General features: G+C 71.6%; 16 protein-coding genes. 10 read left to right on the top strand and 6 right to left on the bottom strand.

Annotation, left to right across the window (positions count from 1 at the left end; all coding sequences use genetic code 11):
* Both ABEA33_RS11305 and ABEA33_RS11300 read left to right on the top strand, forming a co-directional pair.
* Positions 1 to 1056 carry a WxL protein peptidoglycan domain-containing protein gene (locus tag ABEA33_RS11305; protein ID WP_345526878.1) on the top strand — a complete coding sequence of 352 codons (1056 nt, stop codon included), beginning with the start codon at positions 1 to 3 and terminating at the stop codon, positions 1054 to 1056.
* On the top strand, positions 1056 to 2798 hold the full coding sequence (locus tag ABEA33_RS11300) for a hypothetical protein (RefSeq protein ID WP_345526877.1): 1743 nt from the start codon (positions 1056 to 1058) through the stop codon (positions 2796 to 2798). Before ABEA33_RS11305 ends, ABEA33_RS11300 begins: the two co-directional genes overlap by 1 nt.
* 7 nt (positions 2799 to 2805) lie before the next feature.
* Here the strand turns inward: ABEA33_RS11300 and ABEA33_RS11295 are convergent, their stop codons facing one another.
* Positions 2806 to 4479 (bottom strand): SulP family inorganic anion transporter, encoded by a 1674-nt coding sequence (locus ABEA33_RS11295; RefSeq protein ID WP_345526876.1) that lies wholly within the window; start codon positions 4477 to 4479, stop codon positions 2806 to 2808.
* Positions 4480 to 4523: 44 nt separating this feature from the next.
* Here ABEA33_RS11295 and ABEA33_RS11290 point away from each other — a divergent pair, with 44 nt between their 5' ends.
* The 3 genes from ABEA33_RS11290 to ABEA33_RS11280 all read left to right on the top strand — a co-directional run bounded on the left by ABEA33_RS11290 (position 4524) and on the right by ABEA33_RS11280 (position 8280).
* Positions 4524 to 6038, top strand: a complete 1515-nt coding sequence (locus ABEA33_RS11290) for a Ppx/GppA phosphatase family protein (protein WP_345526875.1) — start codon at positions 4524 to 4526, stop codon at positions 6036 to 6038.
* Positions 6039 to 6061: 23 nt separating this feature from the next.
* Positions 6062 to 6754, top strand: a complete 693-nt coding sequence (locus ABEA33_RS11285; protein ID WP_345526874.1) for a hypothetical protein — start codon at positions 6062 to 6064, stop codon at positions 6752 to 6754.
* Between the two features lie 77 nt (positions 6755 to 6831).
* Entirely contained in the window at positions 6832 to 8280 is a 1449-nt protein-coding gene (locus ABEA33_RS11280) for a PepSY-associated TM helix domain-containing protein (protein WP_345526873.1), read from the top strand.
* A gap of 321 nt (positions 8281 to 8601) precedes the next feature.
* Here the strand turns inward: ABEA33_RS11280 and ABEA33_RS11275 are convergent, their stop codons facing one another.
* Both ABEA33_RS11275 and ABEA33_RS11270 read right to left on the bottom strand, forming a co-directional pair.
* Positions 8602 to 8865 carry a DUF3263 domain-containing protein gene (locus ABEA33_RS11275; RefSeq protein ID WP_345526872.1) on the bottom strand — a complete coding sequence of 88 codons (264 nt, stop codon included), beginning with the start codon at positions 8863 to 8865 and terminating at the stop codon, positions 8602 to 8604.
* A gap of 11 nt (positions 8866 to 8876) precedes the next feature.
* Positions 8877 to 9284, bottom strand: coding sequence for a pyridoxamine 5'-phosphate oxidase family protein (locus ABEA33_RS11270; protein ID WP_345526871.1), 408 nt, complete (start codon positions 9282 to 9284; stop codon positions 8877 to 8879).
* A gap of 52 nt (positions 9285 to 9336) precedes the next feature.
* Between ABEA33_RS11270 and ABEA33_RS11265 the strand changes: the two genes are divergently transcribed.
* A complete protein-coding gene (locus ABEA33_RS11265; RefSeq protein ID WP_345526870.1) occupies positions 9337 to 10281 on the top strand; it encodes an SDR family NAD(P)-dependent oxidoreductase in 945 nt (314 codons plus the stop codon).
* Between the two features lie 109 nt (positions 10282 to 10390).
* On the opposite strand, the gene ABEA33_RS11260 is transcribed toward ABEA33_RS11265, so the two are convergent.
* Complete coding sequence (locus ABEA33_RS11260) at positions 10391 to 12070, bottom strand: dolichyl-phosphate-mannose--protein mannosyltransferase (RefSeq protein WP_345526869.1); 1680 nt, start codon at positions 12068 to 12070, stop codon at positions 10391 to 10393.
* Positions 12071 to 12085: 15 nt separating this feature from the next.
* On the opposite strand from ABEA33_RS11260, the gene rsmI reads away from it, so the two are divergent.
* The 3 genes from rsmI to ABEA33_RS11245 are packed head-to-tail and all read left to right on the top strand — an operon-like array spanning position 12086 to position 14609.
* The gene (rsmI, locus tag ABEA33_RS11255) at positions 12086 to 12943 is read left to right on the top strand and encodes a 16S rRNA (cytidine(1402)-2'-O)-methyltransferase (protein ID WP_345527105.1); all 858 of its coding nucleotides are present in this window, start codon (positions 12086 to 12088) and stop codon (positions 12941 to 12943) included.
* Positions 12940 to 13791 (top strand): alpha/beta fold hydrolase, encoded by an 852-nt coding sequence (locus ABEA33_RS11250; protein ID WP_345526868.1) that lies wholly within the window; start codon positions 12940 to 12942, stop codon positions 13789 to 13791. The genes rsmI and ABEA33_RS11250 overlap by 4 nt, the downstream gene beginning before the upstream one ends.
* Positions 13788 to 14609: a TatD family hydrolase gene (locus ABEA33_RS11245; protein WP_345526867.1), complete on the top strand. Its 822-nt coding sequence runs from the start codon at positions 13788 to 13790 to the stop codon at positions 14607 to 14609. The genes ABEA33_RS11250 and ABEA33_RS11245 overlap by 4 nt, the downstream gene beginning before the upstream one ends.
* 82 nt (positions 14610 to 14691) lie before the next feature.
* Here ABEA33_RS11245 and ABEA33_RS11240 read toward each other — a convergent pair whose 3' ends face one another.
* Positions 14692 to 15981 (bottom strand): alpha/beta hydrolase domain-containing protein, encoded by a 1290-nt coding sequence (locus tag ABEA33_RS11240; RefSeq protein ID WP_345526866.1) that lies wholly within the window; start codon positions 15979 to 15981, stop codon positions 14692 to 14694.
* Positions 15982 to 16171: 190 nt separating this feature from the next.
* Here ABEA33_RS11240 and ABEA33_RS11235 point away from each other — a divergent pair, with 190 nt between their 5' ends.
* Positions 16172 to 17317, top strand: coding sequence for a resuscitation-promoting factor (locus ABEA33_RS11235; protein WP_345526865.1), 1146 nt, complete (start codon positions 16172 to 16174; stop codon positions 17315 to 17317).
* 60 nt (positions 17318 to 17377) lie between these two features.
* Here the strand turns inward: ABEA33_RS11235 and ABEA33_RS11230 are convergent, their stop codons facing one another.
* A complete protein-coding gene (locus ABEA33_RS11230; protein WP_345526864.1) occupies positions 17378 to 21118 on the bottom strand; it encodes an immune inhibitor A domain-containing protein in 3741 nt (1246 codons plus the stop codon).
* Positions 21119 to 21159 lie beyond the last annotated feature (41 nt).

Below are 21159 nucleotides of genomic sequence, written 5' to 3'. Positions count from 1 at the left end.
ATGCTGTGCACCCGCCAGATCTCCCGCACCGTCGTCGTCGCCCTGCTCGCCTCTATCGCCCTGCTCGGCGCGAGTGCCGGCACAGCCGTCGCGGCCGACGACGACGTCGCCTGGGCGGTCCGGACCGCGTCCAACAAGTTCGGGGCGGACCGGCAGAACTACCGCTACACGCTCAACCCGGGCGGCTCGATCCGCGACGGGCTCATCGTGGTCAACCACGGCAAGAAGCCGATCGATCTGGCCGTCTACGCGGCGGACGGGTTCACCACTGACGGCGGCCAGCTCGACCTGCTCACCGAAGACGTCGAGTCGACCAACGTCGGCGCCTGGGTGCACGCCGACAAGGCGAAGGTTCGCGTCCTGCCCGGCGAGTCCGTCCAGGTGCCGTTCCGGCTCACGCTGCCGGAGAACGCCACCCCCGGTGACTACCTTGGCGGCATCATCACGTCCCTGACGCAGGCGGGTGCCGTCGACGGCATGAACGTCGACCGCCGGCTCGCCATGCGGATCCGGCTGCGCGCCGGCGGTGACCTGGAGCCCGGACTGATGGTCGTCGACCCGCACGTCTCGCCCGGTGGCCCGTCGAACCCGTTCGGAGCGGCCGGTGCGACCGTCGACTACACGATCCGCAACACCGGCAACGCGATCCTCGCTGCGAAGCAGGACGTCGCGGTCACCGGGCCGTTCGGACTCTTCCGGGTCGCGGCCGCCGACGTACCCGACGCGCCCGAGCTGCTGCCGGGGGAGGAGTGGCAGGTCTCCGTGCCGGTGGACGGCGTGCGGCCCGCCGTACGGCTGGCCGCGACGGTCACCCTCACCCCGCTGATGACCGATGCCTCCGGCTCGGTCAGCCCACTCGACGAGGTCGAGACCACGACCCACGCGTGGGCGATGCCGTGGGCCCTGCTGGTGCTGATCGTCGTCGTGGTGGCGCTGGTCGTCGGTGGCGTCGTCGTCACCCGTCGGCGCCGCGCGGAGGCCAGGCGCCGTGAGGACGAGCGCGTGCGGGAAGCGGTCGCCCAGGCGGTCCGCGAGAGCGCCGGAGCCGCGCAGTGATGTCGCGCCGCAGCCGCTGGGTATCCGGTCTGGTGACGGCCACCCTCACCCTCTCCGGGCTCGCACAGCTCGGCCTCGCCGCGCCGGCGTCCGCCGCCGGCGGTGGACCGTGCGCGTACGACGGGCCCGGCTCTGTCTCCCTCGACGGTGCTCCGGCGGTGGGTGCTCCCGTCACCGCGACCGTGGTCGGTGCGGGCGCCGGACGCGCCCGCTACACGTGGTCCGGCACCGGCTTCGGCGGGCCGGTCCACGGCGCGACCTTCACCGCGCGCCCCGACGTTGTCGGCGCTCCCGTCCATCTGGCCGTCCAGGTCCGCACCACCGGTGGGCGCACGTTCGCGGCGAGCTGCGACCTGGCCCGGGTGGGCTGGGGCCACCTCGCACGCCCGGAGGCCCCGACCGTCACCGGCCGCCCGATCATCGGCGGTACCCTCCACGCCACCTCGAGCGGCCCGCTGCCCGCGGGTGCGGCGTACCACTACGAGTGGTTCCTGGGCGACAGCCCGAGTGCCTTCGCCACGGGCGCCGACCTCGACCTCGGTCGCAGTCAGGTCGGGAGCACGCTCACGGTCAAGGCGATGGTCACGGCGCCGGGCCGTCGCGACTCGTCCTGGTCGACCGCCACCGTGACCGCGCCGGTCGTCGAGGACACGCTCGTCCAGCCCGGTGCCCCGTCCATCAGCGGCGTTGCGGCAATGGCGGGCACCCTGACCGCCCACCCCGCGGCCGGTGACGACTTCCCCGGCGACACGACGTACGAATATCGCTGGCTCGCCGACGGCGTCCAGTTCGCGACGGGAGCCCAGATCACGCTGGCCGCCGCGCAGGTCGGTCACGCGATCACCGTGCAGGACCGCGCGACGGCGACCGGTTTCGGCGCGTCCGAGTGGTCGGCGTCGTCGGCCGCGACCGCAACGGTCACGCCGGGCTTCCTGACCGCACCATCTGCCGTGGCCATCTCGGGTACGCCGACCGTGGGCTCGACCCTGACTGCCGTCGTCACCGGCGGTTGGACGCCGGGCACCCAGGCGGACTTCTCCTGGAAGGCCGACGGCGTCCCGTTCAGCACCGCGCCGGGCGCCGTCACGCTGACCGACGCCGAGGTCGGGCGCACGATCACGGTCGAGATCACCGGGTCCCTCGCCGGCTACGTCTCACGGAGCATCGTGTCCCCGGCGACGAGCCCGGTCGGCGGCGTACCTCTCCCGGACCTCGGGGCACCCTCTGCGGTCACGGTGGCCGGGACCGCGAAGGTCGGGCGGTCGCTGACCGCGTCTGCCACGGGCTCCTGGACCCCGGGCGCCGCGGTCACCTACGTCTGGAAGGCCGATGGTCGGACCTTCGGCGGCAACGCGGCAACGGTCGTCCTGTCCGCCCGCGAGCTCGGTGCGCGGATCACGGTGACGGAGACCGGGACCCTGGCGGGCTACCGTCCGGCGACGGTGACCTCCGCGCCGACCGCCCGTGTCACCGCGGGCACCCTGACGGCCCCGAAGCCGACCGTCCACGGCAAGGCCAAGCTGGGCCGCACCTTGACGGCCAGGCCCGGCCGGTGGACGCCCGGGACGCGACTCACCTATCGCTGGTTCGCCAACGGCAAGCCGATCGCCGGTGCGACGGCGGCGAGGCTCCGCCTGACCAAGAAGCTCGACCACCGCCGGATCACCGTCCAGGTCACCGGCAGGCTGAGCGGCTACGCGACGGTGACCAGGGCGAGCAGGGCGACTGGGAGGGTGAGGTAGCGCCGACCTACCCCGCGCCCTGCAGGTGGGCCTGCACCGCCAGGTCGACGCTCGGGTGGATCCGGTCGTCGCCGAGCCGGCCGACGACTCCGTCGCGATCGAGGACCTGGCGGACGGCTGGGCGCAGGCGGGCCAGCCGCAGCTCGAGTCCCGACTCCTTCGCGACCGAGACAAGCTCGTCGAGCGCGGCGGCCCCTTGGGCGTCGGTGAAGGTGATGGCTGAGCAGTCCAGCACGATGCAGCCGAGCCCGCCCGCACTGCCGTCGATCAGGCCGCGGACGCGTTCGTCGAGGGCCTCGGAGGTGGCGAAGAAGAGACTGCCTTCGAGCCGCAGCACCGCGACGCCCGGGAACTGCTCGTCCTCCGGGTGTCGAGCGAGCGGGCGGAAGAGCGTCGTTCCCGGCCGCCGGCCGAGCGTGGGCATCGCCGGTCGCGTGGCGACCGCGACCAGCCACAGCAGGGACAGTGCGATGCCCACCAGCACGCCCGCGAGGACCCCGACGGCGAGCGTGGCAAGGATCGCGACCATCGCGACCCAGAAGTCGAACCGCTGGACGCGGGCGAGGCGGCGCATCTCGCCGACGTTCATCATGCCCATCACGACGGCTTCGATGACGAGGGCGGCCAGCACCGGCTTGGGTAGGTGGGCGAAGAGCGGAGCGAGGAAGAGCAGGGTCCCGATGACCACGATCCCGGACGTCAGGGAGGCCATCCCCGACCGAGCGCCGGCGCGGTCGTTCAGCGAGCTAGCCGACAGGCTCGTGGACACCGGCATCCCCTGCAGCAGACCCGCTCCGGCGTTGGCCACGCCCTGGGCGATCGTCTCCTGGTGGAGGTCCACGCGGTAGCGGTGACGCGTCGCGAACACCTTGGCATCCCCGGCCGTCTGAGAGAAGCCGATGAGGACCAGGGCAAGCGCCGCGCTCGAAGCGACCCCTGCGTGATCCCAGATCAGAGGGACGTCGGGCACCTCGGCCGACGGCAGCCCGCTAGGGATCGTGCCGACCACGGCAACGCCGCGCCCCTCGAGATCGGCGGCCACGCTGACGACCAGGCCGCCGACGAGCAGCACGAGGGCGCCGGGCAGCGACGGGGCGACCAATCGGAGTCCGAAGACGACGATGAGGGCGACGGCGCCGACGGCCAACGTGGCCGGGTCGGTCGCGCCGAGTCCGCCGAGCCACGACCACAGCTCCCGAAACGCGTTGGAACCTTTGGCGTCGGTCCCGGTGAGCTTGGGGAGCTCGCCGACGACCACGTCGATCGCGGCGCCGAAGAGGAAGCCGGTGACGACCGCCTGGGAGAGGAACCTGGCGATCCAGCTCATCCGGAGGACCGCGAGGAGCACGAACACCAGCCCCGAGAGCAAGGTGATGCCGGCGACGAACGTCGCCACGTCCGTCTGACTCGTGATGCCCGCGGCGAGGACCGCGCTCGCGGCGACCGCCGCCAGCCCGGAGCTGGGACCCATCGAGATCTGGCGGGACGTGCCGAGCACGGCGTACAGGATGGTCGCCGCTGCCGCGGCGTACAGCCCGTTCTGGAGAGGGATGCCGGCGATCCCGGCGTAGCCGAGGTTCTTCGGGATGATCAGCGCCGCGACCGCCACCCCGGCGACGAGGTCGCCGCGCAGACAGCCTCGCTCGTACGAGCGGATCCAGCCGACCATCGGCACCAGCATGGGGACCACTATCGCGTGTCGAGCGGACCTGGGACCCTTCGAAGATGTCGCAGATCGTGCCGAGGTGGGAGTGGCGCAGTTTCGCGGGGAGCTTCGGCGCCGCGGAGGAGGCGCTGCAACCCGCGGACGTCCACATCGTCGAGAGCGACGAGCTGTACCTGCTGTCGGCGCCGGGCGTCGGCATCGTCAAGGTGCGTGACGGCCTCATGGACGTCAAACGGCTGCAGCAGGTCGACGAGCACGGGCTGGAGCAGTGGGTGCCGGTGCTGAAGGCCGCCTTCCCGCTGGCGGGCGACGATCTCGACATCGTCACCGCCGCGCTCGGCCTGTCGGTCGACGTCTTGTCGGCACGTACGTCGTGGTCGCTCGCCGAGCTGCTCTCCGACGTCATCGAGCCGCGTCGTGACCTACGTGCGGTCGAGGTCCACAAGCGTCGGGCGCGCTCGACGCTCGACGGTTGCATGGTCGAGCTGACCGACGTCGTGGCCGGGGGCTGGCAGACGCGCTCGGCCGCGGTGGAGGACTCGGACCCGGAGCGCGTCGTCGACGTGGTCGGCCGGCTCGGGCTCGCGCCCCGACCGAACCTCAACTACGGGCGCGGCCTCGTGATCCTGCTCGGGCTCGGCGAGCCGCGGTGCGCGGTGATCGACGTCGGCACCAACTCGGTGAAGTTCCACCTCGGCGAGCGAGCCGCGGACGGGTCGTGGCGCACCGTCGTCGACCGGGCCGAGGTCACGCGACTGGGCGACGGCCTCACGGCCGGTGGACGACTCGCCCCCGTGGCCGCCGAGCGGACGGTCGCCGCGATCGCCGACATGGCGGACGAGGCCAGGCGGCAGCTCGCGGTGGCGGTCGTCGCGGTCGGTACGGCGGGCCTCCGGATGGCTGCCGACCGGGACGAGTTCGTCGACGCCGTACGCCGGCGGTGCGGTGTCGTCGTGGAGATCATCTCCGGTGAGGAGGAGGCCAGGCTCGCCGCCCGCGCGGCCACGGTCGGCCTCGCCGGCCCCGGGTCGCTGGTCGTGTTCGACACCGGCGGCGGGAGCTCCCAGTTCACGTTCGGGCGCGACGACCGGGTCGACGAGCAGTTCAGCGTGCCGGTGGGCGCGGTCCGCCTGACCGAGCGGTTCGGGCTGTCCGGGCCGGTGTCGGAGCAGGTGCTGGCGCAGGTCGCGGACGAGATCGGCGATGGGTTCTCCCGCCTGGCCGGGCGAGACCTGCCGGACCTGCTCATCGGCATGGGCGGAGCGGTCACCAACCTCGCCGCGGTCCGTCATGGACTGAGGGACTATGACCCGGAGGTGGTGCACGGGACGGTCCTGGACCGCGAGGAGGTGGAGCGGCAGATCGACCTCTATCGCACCCGCGATGCTGCCGATCGTCGGCGCGACGTGGTCGGGCTCCAGCCGAGCCGGGCCGAGGTCATCCTCGCCGGCGCCTGCGTCGTCCGTGCGGTCCTCGAGGCACTCGGCACGGACTCGCTCACGGTGAGCGACCGCGGGCTGCGGCACGGCGTACTGGTGGACCGGTTCGGTGCGAGACGGGTTCGGTCGCCGTAGGCCGACATGGGAGACTCGGCGCCGTGGAGACCCGAGTCGACGCCTGCGTGCTGTGGGCGCGCGCGCTCGTCGTGGGTTCTCTGGCGTTCTTCCTGGGGGTCGTCGGCCACGTGACGGCCGACGGGCTGCTGCCCGGCCCGGCGTTCCTCGGGGCCCTGCTGGCGATGTCGGTGCTGCTGAGCGCGCCGATGCTGAGCCGTCCGGCGTCCTCGGTGCGACTGGTCGCGATGCTCGTCGGGGGCCAGACCCTGCTGCACCTGGTGCTGTCGGTCAGTGCCGGCCATGCCGGTGACGGCGCGACCGGCGCCGTCGCAACCCGATCGAGTGCCGTCGGCAACCTGCCGGTGCTCGACGGCCGACGGGTCGGGTCGCTCCAGGACGCCTACACGGGTGCCGCCGACCAGCACGGCGCGCTCGCGCCGGCGCTGCCCGTCGGCCACCTGCTCAACGACCTGTCGGCGCACGCGCCGATGATGGCCGCCCACGTGGCGGTCGCCGCACTGGTCGGCCTCTGGCTCGGGTACGGCGAGCGCTGTCTGTGGACGCTGCTCGCGCTCACCGGACGCCGCATCCTGGCCGCCGTCTGGGCGCTGCGCCCGGTCGTCGCCACCCCACGCCTCACCGCGGTCGACGCCGGCCGCGCGCTCGCCGGACCGCGCTCGGTCTGGCTGGTCCGCCCCGACTCGCGTCGCGGGCCACCTCTCCTCGCCGCCTGATCAGCAGACCGACGCCGGAGCCCTCTGGGCTCCGGTGCAGTTGCGCGTCCGCGCGCACCCACTCTTCGAGGAGAACCATGACCGACGTGCTCGCGCCCAAGCGCGGCTCAGCCGAACCACCATCTCGACCATCCAGACCGAAGCGGCCGGCCACCTCCGGTGGCTGGTTCCGGGCCGTCTGGCGCTGGCACTTCTTCGCCAGCTTCCTGGTCGTCCCCGTGTTGCTGCTGCTCGCGGTGACCGGCCTGATCTACCTGTTCCGCTTCCAGCTCGAGCCCCTGATGCACCCCGACCTGATGAAGGTCGACCCACCGGCCGGTGCCGTGGCACAGCCCTACCTGCAGCAGCTGGCCGTCGTCGAGGACGCCTACCCGGGCTCGACCGCGGTCTCCCTGGCGGAGCCCCGGGACGCCGACAGCGCGACGATCGTCTCGATCACGACGGCGGCTGGCGAGGGTCGTGATGTCTACGTGAGCCCCTACGGCCCCGAGGTGCTCGGCTCGCTGAACCCGGACACCACCCTGTCGGGCACCGCGATCCGGCTGCACGGCGAGCTGATGGCCGGGACCTGGGGCGACTACGTGATCGAGCTCGGCGCCTGCTGGGCGGTGGTCATGGCGATCACCGGCTACTACCTGTTCGTCCGGGGATGGCGCGCCCGGCGCCGGGCCAGGACGGCCGGACGCCGAGGTGCGAAGCTGCGCTGGCGGCACGGACTCGTCGGAGCCGTGGCGGGCGTCGGCCTGCTCACCCTCCTGGTGACCGGGCTTCCCTGGACCGGCTTCTGGGGCGCGAAGGTGCAGACCTTCGCGACCGAGAACGGCACCTCGATGTGGAGCACCGATCCGGGTGCGGTCAGCGACCCGACGTCCACCCTCGACGAGTCACTGCCGCACAGCCACCAGAGCGACGTGCCGTGGGCGATGGGCGACTCGAAGGTGCCGTCGTCGACCCCACCGGCGGACGGTGTCGAGCGCAGTGTCGCCAACGTCGACACCGCGATCGCCATCGCACAGCTCCAGGGGCTGCGGCACCCGATGACCGTCGCGCTCCCTGCGGCCGACGACACCGCCGGCGTCTTCTCCGTGATCGGCTACGCGTTCGACGCGCCGTCGGACGAGAAGACCGTGCACATCGACCGGTACGGCGGGCAGGTGGTGTCGGCGTACGGCTTCGACGACTACCCGGCGCTGGCCAAGGTGGTCTCGCAGGGTATCGGTCTGCATGAAGGGCGCAGCCTCGGGCTGTGGTCGTTCTGGGGTTCGGCTCTGATGTGCGCGGCGATCATCTTCATGTGCGTGACCGGCCCGCTGATGTGGTGGCGACGCCGCCCGAAGGGCAGAGCCACGATGGGGGCACCTCGAGGTCGGATGCCGATCCGATCCACGCCGGCGTTGGCCGTCGTCCTGGTCGCCCTCGGCATCTTCCTGCCGCTCTTCGGACTCTCCCTGCTGGTGGTGCTGCTGCTCGACCAGCTCGCCCTGCGCCGGGTGCCGGCGCTCTCCCGATGGTTCGGCACCGCGTGAGCGCGCGACCGGACCACCTCGGGACCTCACTCGACACCACGAAACGGCGCACGTCATCGCCACGCCGTCCGGAACGGTCGCGGGCGCCGACACCATCGTGACCGTCAGCGTGCCCCTGCTGAATGTCGCGTTCGTCGCTGTACGGGCGCCGGTGCCAATTCTCCAGGTGGTCTCCGTGGTTGGGACTCTGCGAGATGCGTTGGACTGGGTCGCCTGGCTCAACGGCCTCACCCGCGGCAGGACCTGGCTGCTCCTGGCCAGCGTGCTGCTGGCGGCGGGTCTGGTCGCGGTGGTGCGGTCAGCGTCGGCTGACGGACTGGCTCAGCCGGAGGCGAGCCGCCGGGCGCTGCGTTCTTCGTGGCGGGCGGTCCGCCTCCGGCGCAGCCGGCGCACCAGTCGGGGCGCGTGCGCCTCCGCGGCCGGCAGGTCGATCAGCCGGTTGAGCAGCTGGTGGTAGCCGGTCGGGGTGAGGTCGAACCGCTCGCGGACGGCCTCGTCCTTCGCGCCCGCATGGGAGGTCCAGTCCTCCTCGAACGCCAGGATCTCCCGGTCGAGGTCGCTGAGCTGGTCACCTTCCGCGTGCATGGCAGAAATCCTCACACGAGGCCGGCGGAGACGAGGAATCGGTCCACCTCGATCCGGAGCGCCACCCGGAGCGGGTTCGGCTGCGGGGTTCGGTAGCGCGCGGCGTACCGGTCCATCGCCCGCTGCACCGACGCCTGGTCGCTCAGCACCTGAGCCGTGCCCTCGATCGTCGACCACCGGCCGCCGTCGACCTGGCAGGCAGCGACGCGCGAGTCCGCGGCCGCCTGGTGGGCCTTGCGCGAGGTCCCATAGGTGATCACCCACGCGCAGCTCTCCTCGAGATCGAGCGCGACCCCGACCGGGACGACGTGCGGGCTCCCGTCGGCGCGCAGTGTCGTGAGCGTGCACAGGTGCCGCTCGGTCCAGAACTCCAGAAGTGCCGGGGGGAAGTCCGCCCAGTCAGGCTGCCAGGAAGTCACGCGCACATGCTGGCACGGCCCCAGCGATATGTACGGCGGTTACGTTCGTGATATGTCCCGCATCGCCACGCTCGTGGACACCCTGATGGATCGCACGGTGGTCCCCGGCTACACCCGGCTCGGCCCCGCCGTACGCCGCCACCTGTCGACCTGGCCGGCCGACCCGCCTCCCGACGCGCTGGCCGGCAAGCGGGGGCTGGTCACCGGCGCGAGCAGCGGGCTCGGGGTGGCGACGGCCGAAGGGCTGGCAGCGCTGGGTGCCGAGGTGGTCCTCGTGGTCCGCGACATCGACAAGGGCGCGAAGGTCGTGCGCGAGATCCAGGGCCGGCTCCCGCTCGCGCAGCTGGTTGTGCAGCGCTGCGACCTGGCCGACCTCGACGACGTACGCCGGTTCGCGGCGGCTGCCGACGGGGACGTGGACGTGCTGGTGCACAACGCCGGCGCCATGCCGCCGACCCGCACCGAGTCGCCGCAGGGTCACGAGATGACGATGGCGCTGCACGTGCTCTCGCCGGTCCTGCTGACCGATCTGCTGGGGGAGCGGCTGCGGAGCGGCCGGGTGGTCCTGGTGACCTCCGGTGGCATGTACACCCAGCGGCTGCGCGAGGACGACCCGGAGTACCTCGACGGCGACTACTCGCCGACCACGGCGTACGCGCGCAGCAAGCGGGCCCGGGTCGAGCTGCTGCCGGTGCTGCAGCACCGGTGGCGGCCGCTCGGCGTCGACGTGCACGCCACCCATCCCGGCTGGGCGGACACCCCCGGGATCGCCGATTCACTGCCGACCTTCCGCAAGCTCACCGGTCCGCTGCTGCGCAATGCCGCCGAGGGCGCCGACACCACCACGTGGCTCTCCGCCACCGAGCCAGGACGTGCGGGCGGTCGGCTCTGGCACGACCGGCAGTCGCGCCCGACCCAGATCCTGCGGCGTACCCGCACCGGCGCTCCAGAGCGCGAGCGCCTGTGGGCGTGGGTGACCGAGCAGCTCGCCCTCTGATCTGCACCGTTGGTCGAGCAGCGAGCGCCAGCGAGCGTCTGTCGAGACCCCCGCACCCGAGCGTCCGCGTCGGCTGCGGGGGTCTCGACAAGCTCGACCACCGAGTGGTCTAAATCCAGCGGGTGAACCAGATCCGGTCCACCCACTCCGAGTGCGTGAGCAGCTCGTTGGTCCAGATCGGCCAGAACCAGGCGAAGTTCAGCAGCACCAGCACCAGGTAGGCGCCGACCACGACGACGCCGGCCGTACGCCGTCTGCTGGGCGCGGTGGTCCTGCCCAGCAGACGCCCGATGGCCATGGTGATCGCGAGGACCATGAACGGCAGCGTGATGATCGCGTAGAACGAGAAGATCGGGCGGTCGTCGTACTGCAGCCACGGCAGCCAGGTCGACGCGGCCCCGACGACCACGACGCCGTAGCGCCAGTCGCGGGCGCCGACCCACATCACCAGCGCGAAGAGCAGCGCGAGCGAGCCCGCCCACCAGATGGCCGGGGAGCCGAGCAGCAGCACCTGGCGCAGGCAGTCGCTGCCCGCCGGGGCGTCGCACCCCTGGGTGCCCGGCTTGATGTCGGTGTCGGCGGCGACCCCGACCGGCCGGTTGAGCAGCAGCCAGCCGGAAGGCTTGGAGGCGTAGGTGTGCGAGCTGTCGTTGAGGAAGTGGGTGTGGAACGCGTAGACGTCCTGGTGATAGTACCAGAGCGACCGCAGCGACTGGGTCACCTCGCTGAGACCCTCGGCGTCCGGCTCGGTGCGGGTCGGCCAGTCCTTGCCGCCGTTGTAGTGGGTGTACTGCGTCGCGGAGAGGTGCTCCTCGTAGGTGTGGGCGTTGGCCAGCCAGCCCGACCAGCTCGCGATGTAGACGATCACGCCGACGAGCACGATCTGGATGAACGCCGGGACGCCGTCGGCGAGCACGGACTTCGGGAGCGACCACCGGACCCCGAACGACCTTCGGGCGCCGGCGGACCACAGCCAGGCGAGCAGCCCGAACGCCGCCAGGGGGTAGAGCGCCTCCCACTTCGTGCCGACCGCGAGGCCCCAGCTGACGCCGGCGGCGACCAGCCAGGGCCGGAAGAGCAGCCCGCGGACGGGCCCCCAGGCCCGGAAGTCGTTGACCTGCTCGGGCACCAGGCGCGCCATCGTGGCGCGGTACCAGTCCCGGTCGGCCACGATGCAGTGCACGCCGCAGAGGATGAAGAACGCCACGAAGATGTCGAGCAGCGCGAGCCGGGACAGCACGAAGTGCAGCCCGTCGAAGCACAGCAGCAGGCCGGCGATGCAGCCGAGCAGCGTCGACCCGGTGAGCCGACGCGCGAGCCGGCACATCAGCAGCACCATCAGCGCCCCGGCGACGGCAGCCGACACCCGCCAGCCGAACGGGTCCATGCCGAACGCCTTCTCGCCCAGCGCGATCAGCCACTTGCCCACGTCCGGGTGGACGGCCATCTCGGGGGTGGACTTCCACTGACCGCTGGTCTGGCCGGCGAGGATGTGCTCGTTGGCCTTGTCGACGTAGTCCCGGGCGTAGCCGTGGTGCAGGAGCGACCAGGCGTCCTTGGCGTAGTAGGTCTCGTCGAACTCGAACTCGCGCGGCTTGCCGAGGTGCCACAGCCGCAGGAAGAGCGCCAGCAGCGCGACCGCGATGCTGCTCGCCCAGCCGACGAACGGGTCCTCCGCGCGCATCCGGGTCCGCGCTCGCTGCCACGCCGAAGGTACGGCGTCGCCGGCGGCGTTGGTGGAGAGGCCGACACGCTCCTTCGGGGGCTCGGGCGGCGCGGCGGTCGTCACGGTGGAAGACTCTAGATCGTGACTCCTGACGTCGGTGTGCTCGTCCTCGCGGCCACGCCGATCGGGCGGGTCGCCGACGCGCCACCGCGCCTTGCCGAGGAGCTCGCGACGGCCGACGTCGTGGCCGCCGAGGACACTCGCCGGCTGCGCCGGCTCACCAACGACCTCGGCGTCACCGTGACCGGTCGCATCGTGTCCTACTTCGAGGGCAACGAGACCGCGCGGACGCCGGTGCTCCTGGAGGCGCTGCTCGCAGGCGAGCGGGTGCTGCTCGTGACCGATGCCGGGATGCCCAGCGTCTCGGATCCCGGCTATCGGCTGGTCGTCGCCGCCGTCGAGCACGACGTGCCCGTGACGGCCGTTCCCGGCCCGTCCGCGGTGCTGACCGCGCTGGCTGTCAGCGGGCTGCCGGTCGACCGGTTCTGCTTCGAGGGCTTCCTGCCGCGCAAGGCGGGGGAGCGCTCGCGGCGGCTGGCAGAGCTGCTCCGAGAGCCCCGCACCATGGTCTTCTTCGAGGCGCCGCACCGCACCGAGGCGGCGCTGTCGGCGATGGCCGAGGCCTGGGGTGGCGACCGGGCCGCCGCGGTGTGCCGCGAGCTCACCAAGACCCATGAAGAGGTACGCCGAGGGCCGCTCGCGGACCTGGTCGAGTGGGCCGCGGAAGGTGTCCGCGGTGAGGTCACGATCGTGGTGGCCGGCGCCGCGCCGTACGCCGAGGTCGGGTCGGACCCCGCCAGCCTGCTCGCGGCGGTCGCCGAGCTCGAGGCCGAGGGTGTCCGCCGCAAGGAGGCGATCGTCGAGGTCGCTCGGCGCGCCGGCGTACCCAAGCGCGAGGTCTACAACCTCGTGCACGGGGGAGAACGGAAGACATGACCGACCGCATGCGCACCCTCCACCACGACGGCTTCACCTTCGACGTGCTCGATGAGGGGCCGCGCGACGGGAAGCCGGTGGTGCTGCTGCACGGCTTCCCCGAACGCAGCTCGACCTGGCGCCTGGTCGCGCCGCTGCTGCACGAGGCCGGGCTGCGGACGATCGCCCTCGATCAGCGCGGCTACTCGCCGGGTGCGCGCCCGCGACGTAGGCGGGACTACAAGGTGTCCAACCTCGTCGGCGACGTCGCCGCCCTGATCGAGGAGGTCGGCGAGCCGGTGCACCTGGTCGGACACGACTGGGGTGCGGCCGTCGGCTGGGCCGTCACCCTGCGCCGTCCTGACCTGCTGCGCAGCTGGACCGCTGTCTCGGTGCCGCACCCGGCGGCGTTCGCGCGGGCGATGAAGACCAAGAGCCAGCGGCGCCGGTCGCGCTACATGCTGTTCTTCAACGTCCCGCTGCTGCCTGAGCTCAGCGCCCGCCGCGCCGGGGGTCGCTTCGACCAGAGCATGAGCAGGGCCGGGATGACCGCCGAGGAGGTGACCCGCTTCCGGCAGGAGATCGTGGCGTACGGCGCGCTGCCGCACGCGCTGGGCTGGTACCGCGCGCTCCCGTTGCTCAAGCCGGGCGAGACCGATCACAAGACGACGGTGCCGACGACCTTCGTCTGGAGCGATCGGGACATCGCGATCACCCGCTCCGGCGCCGAAGCCACGAAGGACTGGGTGGCTGCGCCGTACCAGTTCCTCGAGTTGCCCGGCGTCAGCCACTGGATCCCGACCCAGGCGCCCGACGACTGCGCCGCCGCGATCATCGAGCGGGTCCTGGCCAGCGAGGTCGGGGCGTGAAACCACCCGCACCTGAGCCGCTCCCGCACCCGGTCGTCGACAACCACTGCCACCTCGACATCGATCGCGGCGACGACCCGGCCGTCCCGGTGGAGGAGGCGCTGGCCGCCGCTGCCGCCGTCGGGGTGACCCGGATCGTGCAGATCGGCTGCGACCTGCCGGGCGCGCGGTGGGCGGTCGAGGCCGCGGCGTCGTACGACGCGCTGGTGGCAGGTGTGGCCCTGCACCCCAACGAGGCGCCTCGTCTGGCCGACCTCGACGAGGCGCTGGTCGAGATCGAGGCGCTCGCCGGCGCGCACGACCGCGTGCGGGCCGTGGGGGAGACCGGCCTCGACTACTTCCGCACGGGTGAGGAGGGGCGGGCCGTCCAGGAGGAGTCGTTCCGGCGGCACATCGACATCGCCAAGCGCCTCGACAAGACGCTGGTCATCCACGACCGCGACGCCCACGACGACGTGCTGCGGGTGCTCGACTCCGAGGGCACCCCCGACCGGTGGGTGATGCACTGCTTCTCCGGCGACGCGCTGCTTGCGCGTGAGTGCCTCTCGCGCGGGGCCTACCTCTCCTTTGCCGGCACGGTGACGTTCAAGAACGCGTCGGCCCTCCGCGAGGCGCTCGCGGTGGCTCCGCTCGACCGAGTGCTGGTCGAGACCGACGCGCCGTACCTCACGCCGACGCCGCACCGAGGCCAGGTCAACGGGTCCTACCTGGTCCCGATCACCGTCCGCGCGATGGCCGCCGTCCGCGGTGACGACCTGGGTGAGCTGTGCGCCGCCATCGACGGGAACACGGAGGCGGCGTTCGGTGGGGGTTGGTAGTCAGGGATACCCGGTTCACCGGGTATCCCTGAGGTTCTGGGGCTTTGCAAACCCCCAGAACCTCACGAAGAGCCCGAGGACCTCAGCCCGGCAGGAGGTCCGGACGCGCCTCAGCCAGTACGGCGGATCGGTCCTCGGCGAGCACGAACCCGGCAGAGATCGCGGCATCCGTCGCCGATTCATACGCCGACAGGTACGCCGCGCGCGACGGCCACCGGGTCGTTAGCAGGTCTGGGGCCACCGGCAGCGTCCGGCCGAAGAGCTGGCAGATGGGCGACGCGTCCGGGGCGGCGGTGCCGGACAACACCTCGACGGGTGCCTCGACGACTGGCGTCCGCACCCCACCCACCACGTTGCCGACGGCATCGAACGAGAAGCCCGACCCGGCCACCGACAACCGCGGCGCCGAGGGCGCCGCGGACCCACCTCGCGCCCACGACTCCAGCCACCGCAGCGCCGCACGCACGACGTAGACCTGCTGGCCCCGGTTGACCGGGTCGGGGCAGCCCAGGAGCGACTCGAACTCGCCGATCTGGAAGCGGTCCGCGTGTGCCGCGCCCGCCACCTCCCACAACCGGAGAAGTGGTGCGTCCGGCTGCCGCGCCGCCAGGTAGGCGAGGCGCCCGAAGAGGTCACCTTCGGTCTGCACGATGATCACCGGCACGTCGACGTCGTCGCGGATCGGCGTGGGCGCTGCGGCGATCCGGGCGGTGAGGTCGATGCCGCACCCGGGCTCGCCGAGGGGCATCGCCGAGCGGGGCCGGCTGTGCACCAGGAACCCGTCGAAGAAGGTGCTGTGCGCGTGCACCACGTTGACGTACGTCGTAAGCGCGTACGCCGACTGCGACTCGCCGACCGCCAGCACGCACGAGGCACCGAGCGAGGCAGCGAGTCCGCGGGCCACCTGGGTGTAGATGTCGTAGGAGTAGGCGTCGCCCGGGTGCAGCAGCGAGCCGTACCGCTCCGGGTCGACCCCCTTCAAGCCGGAGACCCCGGCCCCCGCGTCGACCGCGGCCGATCCGCCCTCCACACCGATGTACTGCGCCGACACGCCCGCCCAGGCATGACCGCGACGGACCAGCTCCTCGGCGAGGTAGGTCCAGTCCGGTCCGGCGTCCGAGCCACTGCTGACGTTGAGCCACTCGACCACCAGCGTCCCGCTGGCCGCGGCGTCAGCGGGCCGGCGGACGACAACGCGGGTGCGGTACGCCGCGTCCGGGTGCTCGCCGTACGACCTCGCCGTCCCGGAGGCGAGGAGCTCGGTCTCCGCCCACCCGGCGGCGGCGAGGTCCGGGCCGGTGGTCGCGGCCATCAGCGAGACGCCGTTTCCGCTGGTCAGGGGCGCAAAATCGGCACGGGAGGAGGCTGGCACGCGGCGACTTTACCCACGAGATCCCCGTCACGACGTACCGAAATATGACAAGTTCGGTTTGCAATCACCGGGGAAGGCTGGTGGTCTGAACCACTGATGGCCGGGATCGGGACCTGATTTCGCACGCTGTCGGCGGCTGTTTCCTGGCCGCTGGCGCCCGAGGCCCGGAGAGTACGACGTTCGGAGAACCGTGCCCGACAACGAGCACACCACCTGGCTGCGCAAGGCCACCACCAGTCGACCCCTGATGATCGCCCTCGCCACGGTGGTCGTCCTCGCCGTCGCCGGCACCACCTTCGGCTACACGGCACTGAGCAAGTCCGTCACCGTGACCCTCGACGGGAAGTCGCAGGAGGTCAGCGCCTTCGGCGGCGGCACCGTCGGCGACGTCCTCGCCGACCAGGGCGTCGAGGTCACCGGTCGCGACGACGTCGCGCCGGGGCTCGATGAGCCGATCGACGACGGCACGCGCATCTCGGTCCACTTCGCCCGGCCCTTCGAGGTCAACGTCGACGGCGAGCCGAAGACCTACTGGGTCACGTCGACCACGGTGTCTCGCGCTCTCGACGAGATCGGCCAGCGGTACGCCGGCGCCGACCTCTCCGCCAGCCGCGGAGGCGGCATCGACCGCGAGGGCATGACGCTCGACGTCGTCACCCCGAAGAAGCTGACCGTCCAGGTCGGCGACCGCAAGGCCGTGAAGCGCACGCTGACCGCGCTCACCGTCGAGGACGCTCTCGACGAGCTGGGCGTCGACGTCGGCAAGCACGACCGCACCGAGCCCGCGATCGACCACGTCCTCGAGGACGGCGACAAGCTGGTCTTCACCGACGTCCGGGTGCTCAAGAAGCGCGTGAACGGCGAGGTCGTCGACTTCGGCACCGTCGAGCGCGAGGACTCCTCGATGTACGAGGGCGAGACCACCGTCGTGCGCGACGGCAGGACCGGCCTGCGCGACGTCACCTACCGGATCGTCATCCGCAACGGCAAGCTCGCCGAGAAGAAGGTCCTCCAGCAGGACGTGCGGCGCCAGCCCGTCGACGAGATCGTCGAGGTCGGCACCAAGGCTCCGGCCGCCAACTTCGCCGGCGGCAACTCGGTCTGGGACCGGCTCGCCCAGTGCGAGGCCGGCGGCAACTGGGCCATCAACACCGGCAACGGCTACTACGGCGGCCTGCAGTTCAACCTCGGCACCTGGCACGCCTACGGCGGCACCGGCCTGCCGAGCAACGCCAGCCGCGAGACCCAGATCGCGATCGCGACCAAGGTCCGTGACGCGTCCGGCGGCTACGGCGCTTGGCCGGGTTGTGCGGCCAAGCTCGGTCTGCCTCGCTGACCCAGCGCTGACAACGACGAAGGGCCCCGGTGCACCGCACCGGGGCCCTTCGTCATGCGGCTACTTCACCTTGACGGCGACCGTCTTGCCTGCCTTCGCGAACACGCTGGTGCCGGCGTACGCGATCGTCAGCCAGTACTTGCCCTGCAGCTTCGCCGGCAGCTTCACGGTGACCTTCCCCTTCTTGAGGGTCAGAGAGCCGACCTTCTTGCCTGCGTAGGTCACCGTGACCTTGCCGGACACCTTCAGACGGCCGGACTTCGGGGTGACGGTCACCGGCACCTTCTTGCCCTTCTTGGCCTTGCCGATGGCGACCGACAACGCGACCGGTGCCTTCGCGACGGTCGCCGACTCGGTGCTCGACCTGCCGTTGTCGTACCCCGTGACGGTGAGCGTCTCCATCAGCTTCAACGGCTTGCCGACGTCGGCGGGCCGGACGGCGTACGACGTCCCCGTCCCGACCGTCTGGCCGGCGACCCCCCAGACGAAGGTCGAGGTGCCAGCCGTCGGCCAGGTGCCCGGGATCGCCCTGAGGGTCGATCCGACCCGGACCGCCCCGGAGATCCTCGGCTGGGCGGTCGCGACCGGGGCCGCTCCGGCGATGACTGCCGCACTGGCGACCGCGCTGGTGGCGACGTCGTAGCCGGGGCTGGTGAAGGTCTCCGTGACCGTGACCGACTTGCCGAGGTCGGCGGTCGCGACGACGTACGTCGTGCCCGTCCCGACGGGGGTGCCGCCCGCCGTCCACGTGAAGGTCGACTCTCCTGCGACCGGCCAGGTCGCCTTCACGGCCGTGAGCCGCTGGCCGACCTGTGCGGTGCCGGTGAAGCTCGTGGCCGCCGTTGCCTGAGGAGCGGTTCCCTTCGTGACCACGGCGCTGTCGGCCGTGGCGGTGGCGTCCTCGTAGCCGGGGCTGGAGAACGTCTCGGTCAGCGTGATCGCGTGGCCGAGGTCTTCGGGCTTGACGACGTAGGTCGTCCCTGTGCCTCTCGACTGGCCGCCGACCGACCAGGCGAAGGTGGAGCTACCCTCCAGCGGCCACTCGGCGGCATGGGCGGTGAGCGTCTGGCCCACCTGCGTGGTCCCGGTGACGCTCGGCTGGGTGTCCGGCTCCGGCGCCGGGTCGGCGACCGCCAGGATGCCTGCGGTCTCGACCGTCGTGTCCTGGTAGTCGTTCTTGCTCCCGGTGACCTCGGCAGAGACCGTGTGGCCGACGTCGGCCGCCGTGATCTCATACTCGGTCCCGTCTGCAGCCTCGATGGGCGTGCCGTCGCGCAGCCAGGCGACCGTGGCGGTCACGTCGTCCTGGAACCAGGCCGGGGGCGTTGCGGTGAGGGTGCCGCCGAACGACTCGTCGCCGTCGATCGTCGCCGAGCTGGTGGCGGCCACGAACCGCTTGCCGATCTTGACGACCATCTCGCCGGTCGTCTCGTCGGAGGAGATGACCTGCACCATCGTGCCGGCGCCGGCGACCTTCGTGCTGAGGACGCCGCTGCCCGGGAGCGAGTCGTCGTAGTAGCCGTTGACGTCGCTGTCGTCGAAGACCGGGATGCTCGGGTGCGCGGGGACGTTCAGGCTCCCGGTGAGACCCGGCTGGAACTCCATGTCCAGCTCCAGCGCATCGGTCTGGTCGACGTCGAAGGTGGCGTCGAAGCCCTGGAGACGCGAGTCGGCGAGGTCGATCGGGTCGTCCTCGTGGCGCCACACCTGTGCCGCGGCGCTGGCGTCCACCGGCAGCGTGACGCCGCCACCCGGGTGCTGGCTGGTGTTGTTGTCGCCGTAGCGTCCGTTGACGTACCAGACCAGCAGCCCGTCCTGGTAGGGGAACCGGTCGGAGACCGTGAACGGCTCCTCGCTGACGTTGTGACCCCAGCTGTACGGCCCGGACCGCAGGGTGCTGTCGTAGCCGGCGTACTGCCGGTTCTCGATGAAGTAGGCCTGCGGGTAGGTGATCGAGTACTGGTCGTCCCGCACGGCGGTGAAGCCGCCCGCCAGCTCCCAGTCCACGACGGGGACGTCGAAGCCGGTGTCGTAGTCGCCCAGGGCGATCTCGTCGAGTGCGAAGCCGAACGCACCCAGGGTGCCCGGGTCGGTGAGGTACTCCCACTGGAGCCGCACGGTCTTGCCGGCGTACGCCGACAGGTCGGCCGTGAGGTCGACCCATCCGCCGGAGCTCCCGGTGATGCCGTTGCCCAGGTTCTGATTCTTCGGGTTGGCATCGGTCGACTCGCTGGTCTCGATCGGGGTCGGTGACCACTCCCCGGCCGCGACGTCGTAGACCCAGAGGTAGGCGTAGTCGTAGTGCTGCTCGGTGGCGTAGGCGACCTTCGCGGTCAGCATCGGTTGGGGCACGTCCGGCACCCCGATCGGCGGGCTGGTGGCCAGCGCGTCCGACGAGCTCCTGTTGTCCGAGTAGAGGTAGGCGCCGTCGTCGCTGCTGGCCACGGGGCCGTCGATCGTCGCCTCACCGTCCGGCAGGTCCACACGCACGGCCTGCTTCCCGGTCGTCGTCGCGTGGTGGCTCGGCCCGAGCGTAACCGTCGTCGCCGCGTCGGCGAGACCGTCGACGATCTCGAGGTCGGTGTCCCCGGGGCCGTACCACCCCAGGTAGTACTTGTCGTAGGCCCCCATGTGGTTGGGGGTCGTGCCGTTGGCGTGGCCCTCGTCGGACAACCACGACCCGGCGCTCATCAGGTTCCAGAAGCCGGTGCTGTTGTCGATGCCGGGCGGTGCGTCGGTGTCGTAGTAGTCCGGCAGGCCGAGATCGTGGCCGAACTCGTGGGCGAACACGCCGAGTCCGCCGTCCTCGGGCTCCGTGGTGTAGTCGAAGATCCAGTAGCCGGTGTCACCGATCTCGACGCCCCCAGGCAGGAAGCACGGGTCCGCGGTCGTGGACACGCAGTCCGGGCCGGTCGAGAGATCTGGGTCGAAGGCGGCACCGCTGCGGTGCGACCAGATCGTCCAGGGGGCTGCTCCGGCCTCCTCGCCGGGGCCGGCGTGGATCGCCTGGAAGTGGTCGATGTAGCCGTCGGGCTCGTTGAAGTTGCCGTCGTTGTCGGCGTCGTAGCGGTCCCACTGGTCGAACCCGGCGAGGTAGTCCTGCACCTGCTGGTCCGACATCGTCGCGGTCGCGTCGTCGAGCCACGCTGTCGCGCTGTCGCCGATGAAGGCAGCCATGTCCTCCTCGCTCTCCTCGCCGTTCGCCTGCGAGTAGTACGACGACGGGTGGTCGACGCTGACCCAGTCGGACACGTCGCCGGACACATCGAACCTGCCGCTGGACATCTCCCTGTAGATGCCCTTGAACGACTGGCCGTCCTGGTCGTCCAGGCCGTTGAAGAACATGTCGAGGTAGTGCTGGCGGTCGAAGGCCGGCTTCCAGTACGTGCTGTTGTCCGACGGCCCGGGCTCCGGGATCTCGTTGTGGACCGGCCCTGAGGTCTGCGTGGGGAAGTCCGGGTTGCCCTCGCCGGACCCGAAGTCGACCAGGAAGGTCAACAGCTTCGCGTGCTGGGTCGCTGGATAGGAGACCTCGGCGCCGTCAGCCATCAGGATGGTGCGCGCCCGGCCCTTGCCCTGGAGCTTGGCCTCGCCGGACATCAGCTGCTGCACGGCCGCCTGGCGCAGCGCCGTCTGCCTCGAGGACGCCGGGGTCGCCCGGTTGTCGGAGCGCGTCACGCCGGTGTCGGCGTGATCGCTCCCGCTCGGGGCGCCGACGGGAGTCGCCTGCACGGGAGTCGCGACGACCGGGAGCACCGCGGCGACGGCGAGGGTGGTGAGGGCAGGCAGGACGCGTCTCATGTGATCCTCCGAGTCAGCACGGCCCGAGCCGGCGGGGATGT

Origin of the sequence: Nocardioides endophyticus, assembly GCF_039543845.1 — a bacterium.
GTDB lineage: Bacteria > Actinomycetota > Actinomycetes > Propionibacteriales > Nocardioidaceae > Nocardioides > Nocardioides endophyticus.
The sequence above is the reverse complement of the archived record's forward strand: the minus strand, read 5'-3'. Positions and strand labels throughout refer to the sequence as shown.